12 protein-coding genes are annotated in these 15,034 nt (G+C 70.3%); 4 read left to right on the top strand and 8 right to left on the bottom strand.

Features of this window, described 5'->3' with window-relative positions; genetic code table 11:
• Positions 1 to 89 precede the first annotated feature (89 nt).
• Both ABIA33_RS03025 and ABIA33_RS03020 read right to left on the bottom strand, forming a co-directional pair.
• The gene (locus ABIA33_RS03025; protein WP_370076599.1) at positions 90 to 371 is read right to left on the bottom strand and encodes a hypothetical protein; all 282 of its coding nucleotides are present in this window, start codon (positions 369 to 371) and stop codon (positions 90 to 92) included.
• A gap of 214 nt (positions 372 to 585) precedes the next feature.
• Complete coding sequence (locus ABIA33_RS03020; RefSeq protein WP_370076597.1) at positions 586 to 1,332, bottom strand: IclR family transcriptional regulator; 747 nt, start codon at positions 1,330 to 1,332, stop codon at positions 586 to 588.
• Positions 1,333 to 1,715: 383 nt separating this feature from the next.
• Between ABIA33_RS03020 and ABIA33_RS03015 the strand changes: the two genes are divergently transcribed.
• Entirely contained in the window at positions 1,716 to 3,149 is a 1,434-nt protein-coding gene (locus ABIA33_RS03015; RefSeq protein WP_370076595.1) for a GntP family permease, read from the top strand.
• 171 nt (positions 3,150 to 3,320) lie between these two features.
• Here ABIA33_RS03015 and ABIA33_RS03010 read toward each other — a convergent pair whose 3' ends face one another.
• Both ABIA33_RS03010 and ABIA33_RS03005 read right to left on the bottom strand, forming a co-directional pair.
• Entirely contained in the window at positions 3,321 to 5,102 is a 1,782-nt protein-coding gene (locus ABIA33_RS03010) for an ABC transporter ATP-binding protein (protein WP_370076593.1), read from the bottom strand.
• Entirely contained in the window at positions 5,099 to 6,985 is a 1,887-nt protein-coding gene (locus tag ABIA33_RS03005) for an ABC transporter transmembrane domain-containing protein (protein WP_370076591.1), read from the bottom strand. Before ABIA33_RS03005 ends, ABIA33_RS03010 begins: the two co-directional genes overlap by 4 nt.
• A gap of 527 nt (positions 6,986 to 7,512) precedes the next feature.
• Here ABIA33_RS03005 and ABIA33_RS03000 point away from each other — a divergent pair.
• A complete protein-coding gene (locus tag ABIA33_RS03000; RefSeq protein WP_370076589.1) occupies positions 7,513 to 8,289 on the top strand; it encodes a class I SAM-dependent methyltransferase in 777 nt (258 codons plus the stop codon).
• A gap of 292 nt (positions 8,290 to 8,581) precedes the next feature.
• Complete coding sequence (locus ABIA33_RS02995; protein ID WP_370076587.1) at positions 8,582 to 9,829, top strand: cation:proton antiporter; 1,248 nt, start codon at positions 8,582 to 8,584, stop codon at positions 9,827 to 9,829.
• 72 nt (positions 9,830 to 9,901) lie between these two features.
• On the opposite strand, the gene ABIA33_RS02990 is transcribed toward ABIA33_RS02995, so the two are convergent.
• Positions 9,902 to 10,288: a MerR family transcriptional regulator gene (locus ABIA33_RS02990; RefSeq protein ID WP_370076585.1), complete on the bottom strand. Its 387-nt coding sequence runs from the start codon at positions 10,286 to 10,288 to the stop codon at positions 9,902 to 9,904.
• 109 nt (positions 10,289 to 10,397) lie between these two features.
• Here ABIA33_RS02990 and ABIA33_RS02985 point away from each other — a divergent pair, with 109 nt between their 5' ends.
• Positions 10,398 to 11,468 carry an alkene reductase gene (locus ABIA33_RS02985; protein ID WP_370076583.1) on the top strand — a complete coding sequence of 357 codons (1,071 nt, stop codon included), beginning with the start codon at positions 10,398 to 10,400 and terminating at the stop codon, positions 11,466 to 11,468.
• Positions 11,469 to 11,747: 279 nt separating this feature from the next.
• On the opposite strand, the gene ABIA33_RS02980 is transcribed toward ABIA33_RS02985, so the two are convergent.
• The 3 genes from ABIA33_RS02980 to ABIA33_RS02970 form a co-directional block, all read right to left on the bottom strand.
• Positions 11,748 to 12,002 carry a Smr/MutS family protein gene (locus tag ABIA33_RS02980; RefSeq protein WP_370076581.1) on the bottom strand — a complete coding sequence of 85 codons (255 nt, stop codon included), beginning with the start codon at positions 12,000 to 12,002 and terminating at the stop codon, positions 11,748 to 11,750.
• 212 nt (positions 12,003 to 12,214) lie between these two features.
• Entirely contained in the window at positions 12,215 to 12,841 is a 627-nt protein-coding gene (locus ABIA33_RS02975; protein ID WP_370076579.1) for a hypothetical protein, read from the bottom strand.
• 418 nt (positions 12,842 to 13,259) lie between these two features.
• Positions 13,260 to 14,972: an NAD-dependent malic enzyme gene (locus ABIA33_RS02970; protein WP_370076577.1), complete on the bottom strand. Its 1,713-nt coding sequence runs from the start codon at positions 14,970 to 14,972 to the stop codon at positions 13,260 to 13,262.
• Positions 14,973 to 15,034 lie beyond the last annotated feature (62 nt).

Below are 15,034 nucleotides of genomic sequence, written 5' to 3'. Positions count from 1 at the left end.
ATGGAAGTCTCGTCGCGCCCGTGACGGACCCGCAGCGGCCAGTCACGCCGCGCGGGACCGCCGACTCACCTGATCACCCGGGCTATGAATCAGCCCGGGGTGTTGGGCAGGTCCGGAACGCAGAACAGGCCCTCGAGGTAACGGAAGACCAGGTGGTACCCGTTGAGGCACCAGCCCTGGCCCGGGTCCTTGTCGAACGGGATGCCGTTGTAGATGCCGCCCGAACAGTACGCCCGGGCCGCGCTGTTGTAGCCGCCGAAGAAGCCGCCGTTGTTGAAGCACTGGTCGGCGGTGACCGTGGTCGGGGCGGCGGCGACCGCGGCGGTGGCGGTGGCCACCGGAGCGATCGAAAGGGTGACTGCCATGGCCATGACAGTCAGAGTACGGTGACGCATCGTGAACTCCTCGGGATGGGAGGGGATTTGGCCCGTTGCCCCGCTCATGCTTCCCCGTCGCTACCGGTACGCCAACCCCGGCCCCCGCTGCCGGACCCCCAACCTGCCCCCTATCGCACCGGGGGATTTCCTCCGGCCACGCAGCCCAAGGCCACGGGTCACCGATCGTCAAAGCGCCAGAGCACTGATGTCATGACGGTGCCAGTCCGCAGTCCGCAGACACCTCGTCCGCTGCCTGGCGCAGTCGTGGCAGGAGTTCCAGGACCTCCTCGTAGGGCAGTACCACATCGGGTACCGAGATCGAGATCGCGGCAACGACCCTGCCGGTGACGTCGCGCACGGGAGCGGCCAGGCAGTTGATGAACGACTCGTGCTCGGCTCGGTCCTGTGCCCAGCCCTGCTCGGCCACGACGCGCAGTTCGGCGAGGAGCGCCCGTGGGTCGGTGATGGTGTTGGGGGTGTGCGGGGTGTACTCGACAGCGGCCACGACACGGCGGCGCTGGGGTTCGGGCAGGTCGGCGAGAAGCACTTTGGAGACCGCGGCGCAGTGCAGCGGTGCGCGCAGGCCGATCCGGGAGTACATCCGTACCGGATGTCGGGAGTCGTACTTGTCGACGTACACCACTTCGCCACCCTCGTAGGTCGCGAGGTGGACGGTCTGACCGGTCTCCGCGTTGAGTTCGCGCAGCCGTGGCGCCGCCACGCCGCGGATGCCGCGTTGCTCCAGGGCCAGCCCGGCGAGGGCGAACAGCTGAGGTCCGAGCCGGTAGCGGTAGGCAGAGTCGCGCTGCACCAGGCGCTCCTCCTCCATCGGGCGCAGCAGCCGCAGCGCGGTGGTCTTGTGAACGTCGACGGTGGCGGCGAGTTCTTCCAGCGTCCGTTCGCCGTCGCCCAGTTCGCGCAGCAGCCGCATGGCTCGGGCGACGGTCTGACTCATCGGGCTACTCCGTACGGGCCGGTGGTGGAAGCGGGTCCAGGGTCAAGGGCGAGCGGGGTGACCTGCCTCCGGGACGTGTCGTCGAATTCATGACAAGGAAAGCGTTGACCGCCGTCGGTCTCTGAGGTTAGATCACCGCAAGCACATTATGCAATGACCGCTGCATATGTTGCAACTCTCCAGGTGGAGGCGGGTAGAACCAGATCGTGCCATGGCAGACGAGCACGGAAACCGGGAGTCGAGCGGCTGGCCACGGCACTGACTCAACGGACGCGTGCGCCCGACGTCGCACCCACGCAGGCATCAGGCCCCGTTGGCCACCGGCTTTCCATTCACCACGTCAGAGGCCCACCCCATCCCCACGCACGCGGAGGAACACGCCCATGCACCACGGCCTTGCCCACTGGCTGCACCACGAGACCAGTGGCCTGCTCACCCTGTGCGCGATATCCATCGCCCTCCTCCTCATCCTGATCGTCAAGGTCAGGATCGAGCCCTTCGTCGCACTGATCGTGAGCGGTCTTGTTCTCGGCCTCGCCGCGGGTCTGCCGGTCACCCAGATCGTCGGCACGCCGCTCGCCAGTAAGAACTCCCTGCTGGAGGCCGGGTTCGCGGGCATTCTGGGCCACAGCGCCGCCATCGTCGGACTCGGCACCGTGCTCGGCGCGCTGCTGGAGGCCTCTGGTGGCGCCGATGTGATCACCCGCGCGCTGAACCGGGTCTTCGGTCCCACGCGCGCGTCGCTGGCGATGGGCCTGACCGGTCTGATCTTCGGCATCCCGGTCTTCTTCGACGTGGGCATCTTCGTGCTCGCGCCGCTGGTGTACGTGGCAGCCAAGCGCGGTGGCGGCTCACTGCTGCGGTACGCCCTGCCGATGCTCGCCGGCCTGTCGATGACCCACGCGTTCCTGCCGCCACACCCGGGACCGGTAGCCGTCACCGGCGCGCTCGGCATCAACCTGGGCTGGATGATTGTCATCGGGCTGGCCTGCGGCCTGCCCGCGTTCGCGGCGGCCGGTCTGCTGTGGCCGAGCTGGATCGGCAGACGGATCATCGTGCAGGTGCCGGAGGAGTTCCTCGCGGCGGCGGAGGAGACCGGCGCCGAGCCGGAAGCGGAACCCGAAACACCCGCCGTGGACCGCGATGAACCCGCGCTCGGCACCGTCCTGCTGTTGATCGTGATTCCGCTGGTCCTGATCCTGTGCTCGACCTTCGGCACGGTGTACCTGGGCAAGCACAATCCGGCCCTACCAGTGCTCACCTTCCTCGGTACGCCTACGGTTGCCCTTACGATCTCCGTGCTGCTGGCCGGGTGGCTGCTCGGTACCCGTCGCGGTATGACCCGCCGGGAAGTCTCCGACCTCAGCCTGCACTCGCTGCGCCCGGTGGGGATGATCCTGCTGGTCATCGGATCCGGCAGCTTCTTCGGGGCGGTGATCTCGGCGACGGGCGTAGGCACGGCACTGGCGACCTCGCTCTCCTCGGCCGGACTGCCGCTCATCGTGCTGGCCTACGTGATCAGCTGCGGCATGCGCCTGGCACAGGGCTCGGCGACGGTTGCGCTGGTGACCACTGGCGGCATCGTGGCTCCGCTGGTGAAGGGCCACGGCTTCTCCCAACCTCACCTCGCCCTGATCGCGGTCGCGATCTCGGCCGGGTCGATCATCGCCTCGCACGTCAATGACGGCGGATTCTGGATCGTCTCGCGTTACTTCAACCTGTCGGTCAAGGACACCCTCAGGACCTGGACGGTGCTGGAGACCGTTCTCTCGGTGACCGGCTTCGCGGCGGCCGCGCTGCTGAGCACGGTGATCTGACGAGGAAGTCATGGCCCCGCCAACGGCGCGGCCCCTCGGCCGCACGAGAGCAGGCGTGGGACGTCGGTCGGGCCGATGTCCCACGCCTGCGCCTCAGGTCACTTCTTGGCGGGCAGGACTGCGACCCTCCACAGGGCCGCACCGAACAAGATCGCGCCGACCAGGAGGAGCTCAGTCCGTTGCCTCGTCCCGCCAGGACTGCCACAGCGCGGCGTAGGGACCGCCTGCTGCGATCAGCTCGGGATGGCTGCCGAACTCGGTGATCCGGCCGTCCTCCACGACTGCGATGCGGTCGGCGTCGTGGGCGGTGTGCAGGCGGTGGGCGATGGCGATGACCGTGCGCCCGTCCAGCACCCGGGCCAGCGAGCGCTCCAGGTGCCGGGCGGCGCGCGGGTCCAGCAGCGAGGTGGCCTCGTCCAGGACCAGGGTGTGCGGGTCGGCGAGGACCAGCCTGGCCAGGGCCAGTTGCTGGGCCTGCGGCGGGGTCAACTGGGTGCCGCCGCCGGAGCCGACCTCGGTGTCCAGGCCTTCGGGCAGCGCCTCGAACCACTGCCCGGCGTCCACCGCGTCCAGCGCGCCGCGCAGTTCCTGGTCGTCCGCATCGGGGCGGGCCAGCCGCAGGTTGTCGCGCAGCGTCCCGACGAAGACGTGGTGCTCCTGGTTGACCAGGGCGACCTGGGCCCTGACCCGCTCGGGCGGCATCACCGCGAGCCGCGCCCCGCCGAGGGTGACCTCTCCGGTACGCGGGGCGTAGATCCCGGCGAGCAGCCGCCCCAGTGTGGACTTGCCCGCGCCGGACGGGCCGACCAGGGCGATCCGCTGCCCCGGTGCCACCGCGAGGGTGATCCCGTGCAGCACGTCTGCGCCTTCGCGGTAGCCGAAGCGGACCCGGTCGGCGTTCACGGTACGGCCCTGCGGGTGCAGCGAGTCGTCGGTGTCCGCGTCGGGGACCTCCCGCACTCCGACCAGCCGAGCCATCGAGGCCTGTCCGATCTGCAGCTCGTCGTACCAACGCAGGATCATGTCGACCGGGCCGATGAGAAGTTGCGCGTAGAGCACCCCGGTGGTGAGCCGCCCGGGGGTGACCCAGCCGTGCAGGGTGAACAGTCCGCCCAGGGTGAGGGTGGAGACCAGGCAGAGGATGTAGGGGAAGTCGACGCTCGGGAAGAAGACGGAGCGCAGCCACAGGGTGTAGCGGGCCCAGTCGATCCAGTGCCGGATTTTCGCATCGGTCAGGGCGACCCGGTCGTCGCCGAGGCGCAGCGCCTCCACGGTCTGCCCCGCGTCCACGGTCTCGGCCAGCACCGTGTTGATGGCGGCGTAGGAGGCGGACTCGTCCCGGTAGGCCTGCGGGGCGCGCCGGTAGTACCAGCGGCAGCCCACCAGCAGCACCGGCGCACCGATCAGCGCGGTCGCGGCCAGCAGCGGCGAGGTCACCACCAGGGCGCCCAGGATCAGCACCAGCGAGACGACGGCGACCGAGAGCTCCGGCAGCGCGTCGCGCACCGAGGTGGCGAGCCGGTCGACGTCGGTGGTCGCCCTGGACACCAGGTCGCCGGTCCCGGCGCGTTCGAGCACCCCGGGCGGCAGGCCGACCGAGCGGACCAGGAAGTCCTCGCGCAGGTCCGCGAGGATCTCCTCGCCGAGGATGCCGCCGCGCAGCCGGGAGAGACCGGTGAAGACGGCCTGCACCAGCAGCGCCGCCAGGTAGAACAAGGCGGACCTGGCGATGTAGTCCTCGGTGCTGCCCGCGGTCAGGTTCTGCACCAGCCGGCCGAGCACCCAGGGGCCGACCAGTGCGGCGGCGGCCCCGATCGCGTGCAGGCCGACCACCGCGCCGAAGCCGCGGCGATGCCGCACGGCGAGCAGCCGCAGATAGCCGCGCACAGCGGCGGGCGAGCCGACCGGGAGCATGGTCGCGGTCTGTTCCGCCGGACGTTCCGGGGCCTTCATCGTTTCTCCTCGGCTCGTACGGAAGCGGACATGGATGCGAAAGGCGAGGCGGACACGGGTGCTGCCGAGGATGCTGACGCGGAGCTCGCGGCCGCGACCGGCTCCTCGCGGGTGACCACGGCCCGGTACTCGGCCTGACTGTGCATCAGCTCACGATGGGTGCCCTGGCCGGCGACGCGGCCTTGCTGGAGCAGGACGACGCGGTCCGCCCGGTCAAGGATCAGCGGACTGGTCGCGAAGACCACGGTGGTACGTCCCTTGCGGAGTTCGGCGATCCCTGCCGCCACCCGGCTCTCGGTGTGCGAGTCGACGGCGCTGGTGGGTTCGTCCAGCACCAGCACGGGCGGGTCGGCGACCAGCGCGCGGGCCAGCGCCAGGCGTTGCCGCTGGCCGCCGGACAGCGAACGACCGCGCTCGGTGATCCGGGCCCGCATCGGGTCGCCCCCGGCCGAGGGCGAGGCGTCCACGAGGGCGTCCAGGACGTCCTCGGCGCAGGCGGCGGCGAGGGCGGCGGCCGGGGCGATCCGGCCCGATCTGGGAATGTCGAGGAGCTCGGCGAGGGTGCCCGAGAGCAGTACCGGGTCCTTGTCGTGGACCAGGACGGCGGCCCGGGCCGACTCCAGCGGCAGCGTGTCCAGCGCCCGGCCACCGAGGGTCGCCGAGGCGGGCCGGGACGCGGAGTCCGCGCCGTCGACGGGGACGTGGCCGCCGAGCCGGGCCGCGACGGCTCCGGCCAGGTCGGGGTCGCCGCAGACGACGGCGGTGAGCCGGCCCGCGTAGGCGGTCAGTCCGGTGGCCGGGTCGTGCAGGTCGGCCCGCTCGGGAGCGGTCAGCGCCGCCGCCGTACCCTCCGCCGAACCGTCTCCGGTTTCGCCGCCCAGCTGCTCGTCGCGCTGTACGGCGAGCACGCGTACGGCACGGGCCGCCGCGACCCTGGCCGCCGTCCAGGCCTCGGCGGTCTCGCCGAGGATCCGCAGCGGTCCGGCGAGGAAGGCGCAGGCGCCGTAGACGGCGACGAGTTCGCCGACGCCGATCCGTCCCGACACCACCAGGTGGGCTCCGTACCAGGTGGTACCGACCACGAACATGCCCGGCAGCAGCACCTGCTGAGCCTGCATCAGGGACCAGGTGCGGGCGGTGCGCACGGCGGCGGCGCGCACCTTCTGGGAGGCGGCGCGGTAGCGGTCGAGGAACAGCTCCTCACCGCCGATTCCGCGCAGCACGCGCAGCCCGGCGACGGTGTCGGCCGCCAGTTCGGCGGCCTTTCCGCCGAGTTCACGCTGACGGGTGAAGCGGGCCTCGAGCGGGCGCAGCAGCGGCCAGACCGAGACGGCCAGGACCGGGACCCCGAGCAGCACGGCCAGGCCGAGCTGCGGTTCGCGCCAGAGTACGGCGGCGGAGACGCCGAGCCAGACCACCAGGGCGGCACCGCAGCGGGAGGAGACCTCGACGAACCAGCCGATCTTCTCGACGTCACCGGAGCTGACGGCGACGATCTCGCCTGTGGCGATGCGACGGGAGAGCCCGGCGCCGAGCGTGGACGCCTGGCGGGCGACCAGCTGGCGGACCTGGGAGGCGGCGGTGACCCAGTTCCAGACGGCCTGGCGGTGCAGCAGCAGCGAGCCGGCGCACTGGAGCACCCCGAGGGTGAGAGCGCCGGCCCCGGCGAACCAGAGCTGACGCGCATGGTGGTCGATGGCCGCCTGGATGCCGATGCCGACCAGGAAGGGCGTTGCGGCCTGGGACCCCATCAGCAGGGTTCCCCAGAGCACGGACAGCAGTTGGCCCTTGCGCTGGGAGCGTCCCAACCAGGCCAGCAGGCGCAGCGACGAGCGCAGGTCGGGGCTGCCCGGATCGGGCATGGGAAGGTGCAACAGAGACATGACGCTCCGTCAGATCGAGGTGCGGGCGGGCTGGAGCCGCGCTCCCGAAGGGGTCGCTCAGTGGAGGCCACCACGAGGACACAGGGCGCGGGCGATGACGTCACGTCAGGGTGTACGCATACCCCGTGACGATCCGGCATCGCTCGCGGCCCTGCAAGCGAATTAATTCAGGCGGTTGCCGGATCGGAGGCCGAGGCCAGAGGCGGCGGGTGGCCTGATCGCCAGGAGGCGATCGCCGCGAGCAGCGCGTGGACTTCTGTCCGTCGATCCCTGCTTGCACACCAACGGCTCTGTCCGCGTCGCCGTGTGCGCTGGCTGCCAGCACACTCGGGGATGAGGGTACGCACACGAAAGGATCAGTTCATGGGTATCGGGCGCCTTGCGGTGCTGTCGCTCGCGGCTGACCGAGAACGTCCAGGTAACGGCGCCTAGCGATGCATTTCCGTGAGCACGGAGACCCGGATGCACCAGGTCCGGGCGCGGAGGAGGCGGCCGCTGCGTACGGCCAGGCGCTTTTCGAACCTGAGGTGAGCGGTGAGGCCGAGCGCATCGACCTCGGCGCGCTCGCGTACGACTGGGTCAGCAAGGCACGCCTGCGCTCCCTCGGTGTCGGCCCGGGATGGCGCTGCCTGGATGTCGGAGCGGGCACCGGCAGCCTCGCCCGGTGGCTGGTGCGTGAGCCGCGCGTCGACGAGGTCGTCGCGGTCGATCGCGACGTTCGCTTCCTGACGACCCATCCGACTCACGGCGTCACGCCGCTGACCGCGGATGTCACCGCAGCGGACTTCGCTCCCGGCCGCTTCGACCTCGTCCATGCACGTTTCCTGCTCATGCACCTGAGGCAGCACCAGGATGTACTCGCCCGGCTGGCGGATCTGGTGGCGCCCGGCGGATGGCTGGTCATCGCCGACGCCATCGACCTCACCACGGATCACCTGCCCGACAGCCCCTACCGGGCAGCGATGCGCGCCATGTGGCGGGGCCTCAGGGACACCATCGGCACGGACGTGTCCTGGACACCCGAGTATCCCCGCCGCCTCCAGGCAGCCGGTCTGCAGGAGGTGGGTGCGGAGATCTACATCCCCCCGCTGACCGCGGGCCAGCCGATCTCCGCCTTCTGGGCGCAGACCTGGGACCGGATGCGCGAAGCCATGCTCGCCACCGGTCTGGTCGACGAGCTTCAGCTCGAGGCCGCAGTCGACTCATTGTCGTCACCCGCCTTCGCCGCCCTGTCTCCAGGGATGATCATCGGCTGGGGCAGGAGGCAAGGAGCTCGGTCGGGAGGCACAGGCAGCGCCGCGTGATCCGTTCGCGGACATCGCCCGGTGGGACCAACCCGACCTGCGGCGGCGGCCGAGGCACAGCACCATTGCGGGCAGGGACGGCGCTGCTGGTTGGCCATCAGACTCGGTGCGTCGACCCGTGTCGGTGAGGCCCGAGCTCCGCGTCCGGTCCCGGTTCCGGTTCCGCGTCCGGTCCCGGTTCCGGTTCCGGTCCCGGTCCCGGTTCCGGTCCCACCATCGTCGGGTACGGCGGCACGGTCCGGTCTCGCACCGGGGGAAGACGGGTGCGCGTGTGATCGCGCTGGTTGTCTGCATGGGAACGCTCTTCGCCTGGTCCCTGGTGGCCGGCCGGCTCAGCCGATGGAGCGTCACGGCACCGGTCGCGATGACGGCCGCAGGCGTGGTGTTGACCTCCGGGCCTCATCCCCTGGTGCGAATCAGCCTGACCACCACCAACGCCGAGCACGCTGTGGAGATCGTTCTCGCTGTCCTGCTCTTCATCGACGCCACCGCAGTGCCGGCCGGGATCATCCACACCATGCGCCGCCTGCTGACCCGGCTGCTGCTCCTCGCCCTACCGCTGACCCTGGGCGCCAGCGTGCTTGTGGGCGGTCTGCTGTTTCCGGCCGGCCGTTGGTGGCTGGCCGCTCTGTTCGCCACGGTGACCGTGCCCATCGACCTGGCGCCGGCCGCCGAGCTGATTCGCGACGAACGGCTGCCGTCGTGGCTGCGCGGACTCCTCACCGTGGAGAGCGGTCTGAACGACGGCATCGTCGCCCCGGTCTTCCTGCTCTGCCTGGCCGGCGCCGAGGCGCACAGCAACACCGCCCAGTCCGCCTCGGATGCGCTGGCGAGCGCGCTCCACGCGCTGCTGTGGGCGGTGGTCGCGGGCGCGGTGGTCGGCAGGCCCGGCGGTTGGCTGCTGCGGCGCTCCTGGAAGGCGGGCTGGACCCGGCCCGCCGCCATCCGGCTGGGGATCGTCGCGCTGCCGCTGGCGGCCTACGCGCTGGCGAATGTATTCCACGGCAACGGCTTTGTGGCCGCGTTCGTGGCCGGCATGTGCTTCACGCCGGACGCGCGGGCACTGCCGCCCAAGGCACTGCACCTGCTGGAGGACACCGGGACCCTGCTTTCGCTGGCGCTGTGGTTCGTCTTCGGGCAGCTCGTCACCGAGGCCTTCACCGGCGAGTTCGACGCAAGGGTGGTGGCATACGCGGCGCTGTCGCTGACCGTGGTGCGGATCGTCCCCGTCCTGCTGTGCCTCGCCGGCTCCGGCCTGGCCCGCGCGGACCGGCTGCTGCTGGCCTGGCTGGGGCCGCGCGGGCTGGCCTCCATGGTCTTCGGCCTGCTCGCCTTCATCAGTCTCGCCCCCCGCGACCCGCACGCCGCCGACCTGGTCGGCCAGGTGATGACGATGACCGTGCTGATGAGCCTGGCAGTGCACGGGCTGACGTACGGCAAGCTCGCCGACCGCTACGCGACGGCGCGCGAGCGGGCCCGGGAAGCCGCAGCCGGACCGGATGCCACGCCGGGCCCGGATCCGCAGGCGGATCCCTCGTGACCCGGCGGTCTCGGGCGCGAGTGGGAGGGCGTTCCAGGCCGGTGTGCCGCGCGCCCGTGCCGGGCCGTTCGTTCATGAGGCTGTGCTGTTCCCCGGAGAACAGTGGCGGCCTGTGGCCCCAACCGTGGTGACAGTAGCGATGATGCCGTCGAGCCGGTCCCGGGTGTTCACCAGATCGCTGATCCGCGCGTCAATGCGGTCTCTTTCGGCTGTCAACCGGCCGAGTAGCTCAATCGTCACCTCGCCGGTCAGGGTGCACGGCAGCAGTTCCACGAGTGTCCTGCTCGGCAGCCCAGCGGCGTACAGCTGCTGAATCCACTGGACCCGGTCGACCGCGCTGTCGGGATACTGCCGCTGCCCGCTCGGGCTGCGCACGGAGGCCAGCAGGTTCTGCTCCTCGTAGTACCGCAGCGCCCGCACGCTCACGCCCGCCTTGGCGGCGAGCTCGCCGATGCGCATAGCGCCCCCTCGATGACCTCGATCACACTTCTTGCCTCTGACGTCAGCGTCAGGTTTTAGCGTAACCCACGAACCACTCACGCTTCCCTGGCAAGCAAAGGACGCAACCATGACCAGCTTGTTCGACAGCTACCAGCTCGGTGCCCTCAGGCTGCCCAACCGCTTCGTGATGGCCCCGATGACCCGGGCCCGGGCTACGCCGGACGGCCTGCCGGTCGCGTCACTGGCGGTCTACTACGCCCAGCGGGCCACCGCCGGGCTGATCATCAGCGAAGGGGTGCAGCCGAGCCTGCAGGGCCAGTCGAACCCCTACACCCCCGGACTGCACAGCGATGAGCAGGTCGCCGCGTGGCGGCCGGTGACCGCCGCAGTGCACGCCAACGGTGGAAGGATCTTCGCTCAGCTCATGCACTCCGGACGGGTCGGGCACCCCGAGGTCGTCGGCTACCACCCCGTCGCGCCGTCCGCGATCGCGCTGAAGGCCGAACTGTTCACCGGCCCCAAGGGACTGCTGCCCGCTCCTGTCCCGCGCGCCCTCTCGACGCAGCAAGTCCGTGGCGAGGTGCAGGTGTTCGCCGATGCGGCACGTCGCGCCATCGACGCCGGATTCGACGGCATCGAGCTGCACGGTGCCAACGGCTACCTGATCCAGCAGTTCCTGTCCTCCAACGCCAACCAGCGCACCGACGCCTACGGCGGTTCCGTCACCGGCCGCATCCGCTTCGCTGTCGAGGTGGCCGAGGCGGTCAGCGATGCCATCGGCCCCGACCGCGTCGGCATCCGTCTGTCCCCGGGAGGCCAGGTCTGGGACATGGTCGAAGACGACGTCCCGCAGTTGTACGCAGCCCTGATCGACGGGCTGGCCCCGCTCGGTCTTGCCTACGTCCATGCGGTGGCCACCGCCGGGGACGATCTGCTCATCGCGCTGCGCAAGGCATGGCCGAACGCGTTCATCGTCAACCCGTCCCAGCAGATCGGCGGGGAGCCGGCCAACCAGGCGCTCGGCGAGCGCTGGCTCGCCCACGGCGCGGACCTGATCAGCTACGGCCGCGCCTACCTCGCCAACCCTGACCTGGTCGAGCGGTTCCGCATCGGGATGCCACTGCGCGAAGCTGCCCCGGAAACCTTCTTCCAGGGCGGCGACAGCGGATACATCGACTACCCCAGCTACCAGCACTGACCTACCGCGCGGCGCGAACACGCGCCGACCGCGTGCGGTTCAGTCTCGCGACCATCGGCGCAACGATGAGCTGCACCAGCGTCAGCTGACCTCGGTGGTCGGCAGCAGCGGCGATCGAGGGCCATCGCCGCTGCTGCCCATGTCACCCTGGACGTGCGTCAGCGGACACGCTGCTGCACCGGCCCCGCGAGCCGGTCGCGCTCGGCGTCGGCGGGCGAGAGCGATCGCGACTGTTGCGTCCTGTTCCCTGCGTCGGGACCCACGACGGTGAGCTGCCGACTACCGCTGGTCGCGGAAGTGGACGAGAACACGTCCCTCGTTGCCTGGAGCCGATTCGCGGCTGAGGTAGAGCTTCCTGATGTGCTTCTGGTCGAGAAAGGCGAGCACTCGCCGCTTCAGCTGGCCCGAGCCCTTGCCGGGGATGATCTCGACCACGGATTCGCCGGAGCGCGCCGCTGTGAAGAGGAACTGACGCAGGGCGAGTTCGATATCGCGGTTGTTGCGGTAGATCGGGTGCAGATCCAGGCTCAGCATCCGGCATCGCCACCGGGCGCCGCAGGCTGGTTGTCAACGATCACCGTCGCACCCTAACCCCGTACGCCCTGCTGCACCAGGAGCTGGCCACAGGCGTGCGTTGAGCAGCCGTCGGGAACGTCAGAGCGGACCCGCGCAGTGTGAACGCGGTTCAACGCCGGCTGCCTCGGCGCGGCGGGCTCTTGTCCAGAGAGCGCGTCTGCGTCCTACCCTCAGCGCGGATCAGGCCGATCGATGTTCCAGTGGCGACCGGCCGACATCGCCCATTCCGTGTCTGCGCTCTCCTTGACGGGACTGCTCGACAGCCCCATCCGAGTGATCACCCGCTGCCCGCCTTCGACATCGCCGTACAACACGTCGACCCAGAACGGCTCGCCGCCGGTGACGCAGTGGCGCAGGTACCCGAACTCCGGGCCGTCCGGATCCCGCACCGCCGCCTGGCAGAACCCTCCCTCACCGGGGGCAACGTAGATATCGCGGGTGAGGCGGTGGAACTGCGACGGCGCACGGTGCTCCCCGACCGGGTCGGACGGCAGATCCCAACCGTGCAGGACGGCCATTCCCCGGCCGGCGTTCCGCAGGGACAGCACGAGGTAAGCCGCGTCCTCGCTCATCTCCAGCGCCGCGTGCCCCCCGCGAACCGCGACCCAGCGCCCGTCGAGGAAATGCACCTTCTGCACCGGATCCGTCCAGCCCGACGGAACCAGGATCGGGCGCAGACCTTCGAGCAGTCCTCGCTCAGCACTGCGGGCGGCCATCATGGCGGAGCGAGTCGAGAAGAACGTGGCCACGGCGAGCGCCGTGGTCCCCCCGGCGGTCGCCAGGTCGGCGATCGTCACCCAGTCGGTGGCACTCATGCGCCAGTTGGCTCCACTTCCACATGTGGTATTCGTCCGCATCTGCGCAACGCGGACACCCGGATACCCTCACCGACCTCCGACAGAGATGAGGCACGCCTCGAAGTAAGATCGACCGGCAATTGGAGGGCGGCGTCGCGTGCAAGGGGGCACCTCCCGCCCGAAGGGTGGGGGAGGCTCTCGCCTGACCGGGTTGTCGTCAGTCGCCAATGCTCCGCAGTGACTCCTTCCTCCGCCCCGCCCAGACTCGGCCCTCGACCCGCTCCTTCACCCACCCTCCATTTGCCGGTCGGTCTAAGCCGGCCCGGAAACCACCTCGATCAGAATGCATAGGTTGTAGTGGCACGGTAAGTCGGGACAGCAACAACGGCATCCTGCGACGCACGTGCGCGGGGGGCGGTCAGACGGCCTGGATCGGCGCGTAGCGGGGCTGCCACATGGCTGTGCGGACGCGCTCTTCGATCCGGTCGTCGACGCTTCGGCGGGCGACTCCGTCATGGGCGGCGGCGCGCGCGACGGCCACGGCCACAGCGGCGGAAGTGTCGCGCAGCTGCTGCGTCGGGGGCAGGATCGGTGCGCCGGGTGTGGTCGGGTCGGCCAGGGCGGCAACCGCGTGGGCGGCTGCGGTGAGCATGCCGTCCGTGATCCGGGCGGCGCGCGACACGATGGCGCCCAGGCCGAGACCGGGGAAGATCAGCGCGTTGTTGGCCTGTCCGATCTGGTAAGTGACGCCGTGGTAGGTGACCGGATCGAACGGGCTGCCGGTGGCCACCAGAGCCCGACCCTGGGTCCAGGCGAGCAGATCGGCGGGCACTGCCTCGGCCAGCGGGGTGGGGTTGGACATCGGCAGGATGATGGGCCGCTCGGTATGGGCGGCCATCTCCCGGACGATCGGTTCGGTGAACGCGCCGCCGCGACCGGAGGTGCCGAGGAGGATGGTCGGCCGGACCCGGGCCACCACCTCGGCCAGGGCGATTCCGCCCAGCGCCGGGTCACGGGTCCAGTCGGCGACCTCGTCCGCAGGGCGGGCGTACGGCGCCTGCGCGTCGCGCAGGTCGGTCATGTCATCGGTGATCAGGCCATACCGGTCCACGGCCCAGAACCGCCGGGCCGCCTCGTCCGGGGTCAGGCCGGCCGCGACCAGGGCGCCGCGGAGCTGGTCGGCCACGCCCATGCCTCCAGTGCCCGCGCCGAACACCACGATCCGCTGCTCCCGCAGCGGCGTGCCGTTGGTCTTGACCCCGGAGAGTACGGCGGCCAGGTTCATCGCGCCGGTGCCCTGCATGTCGTCGTTGAAGGTCAGTACCTCGTCGCGGTACCGCTCGAGGATGCGCCTGGCGTTCTCGGCGCCGAAGTCCTCCCAGTGCAGCAGCGCCTGGGGGAAGAGTGTGCTCGCAGCGGTCACATAGGCATCGATGAAGGCGTCGTAGGTCTTCCGTTCCACCCGCGGGTGCCGGTTGCCCAGGTACAGCGGGTCGTCCAGCAGTTCCTTGCGGTTGGTGCCCACGTCGAGCATCACAGCGAGGGTTCGTGCAGGGTCGATGCCTGCGGCGGCGGTGTACACGGCGAGCTTGCCCACAGCGATGTCGATGCCACCGACGCCCCAGTCCCCGATGCCCAGGATCGCTTCGGCATCCGTGGCCACGATCAGGTCGAGGTCGTCGGCTGCGAGGCCGGACCCGCGCAGGGCACGCTCGATATCCTCGGGCGAGTCCACAGAGAGGTAGATCCCGCGCGGGCGACGGTACTCGTTGCTGTACCGCTGGATGGCCGTGCCCACGGTCGGGGTGTACACGATCGGCAGCATCTCGGTGAGGTGGTCGCCGACGAGGCGGTAGAAAAGCACCTCGTTGCGGTCGTGCAGCGCGGTCAGGTAGACGTTCTTGGCCAGGTCACTCGGCTGGGCGAGGTACTGGGCGTAGGCGCGGGTGGCCTGCTGGTCCAGGTCGAGCGTTCGAGGTGGCAGCAGACCGATCAGGTCGAGCGCGCGCCGCTCCGCCTCGGTGAACGCGGTGCCCCGGTTCAGCCGGGGGTCGGCCAGTACCGCCTGGCCGCGCGCCGTCGTCTCCCAGCGTCCGTGCTCGGCGTTCCAGGTGGTGGGATTGGCACGCATGGCTGTCTCCTTCGGATTGACGGTCCGGCCTCGCCGCGTCGGTGTGCAGGGCGAACCGGATG

The organism is Streptacidiphilus sp. MAP12-16 (assembly GCF_041262165.1).
Lineage (GTDB): Bacteria > Actinomycetota > Actinomycetes > Streptomycetales > Streptomycetaceae > Streptacidiphilus.
This window is presented reverse-complemented; position numbering and strand designations above follow the sequence as displayed.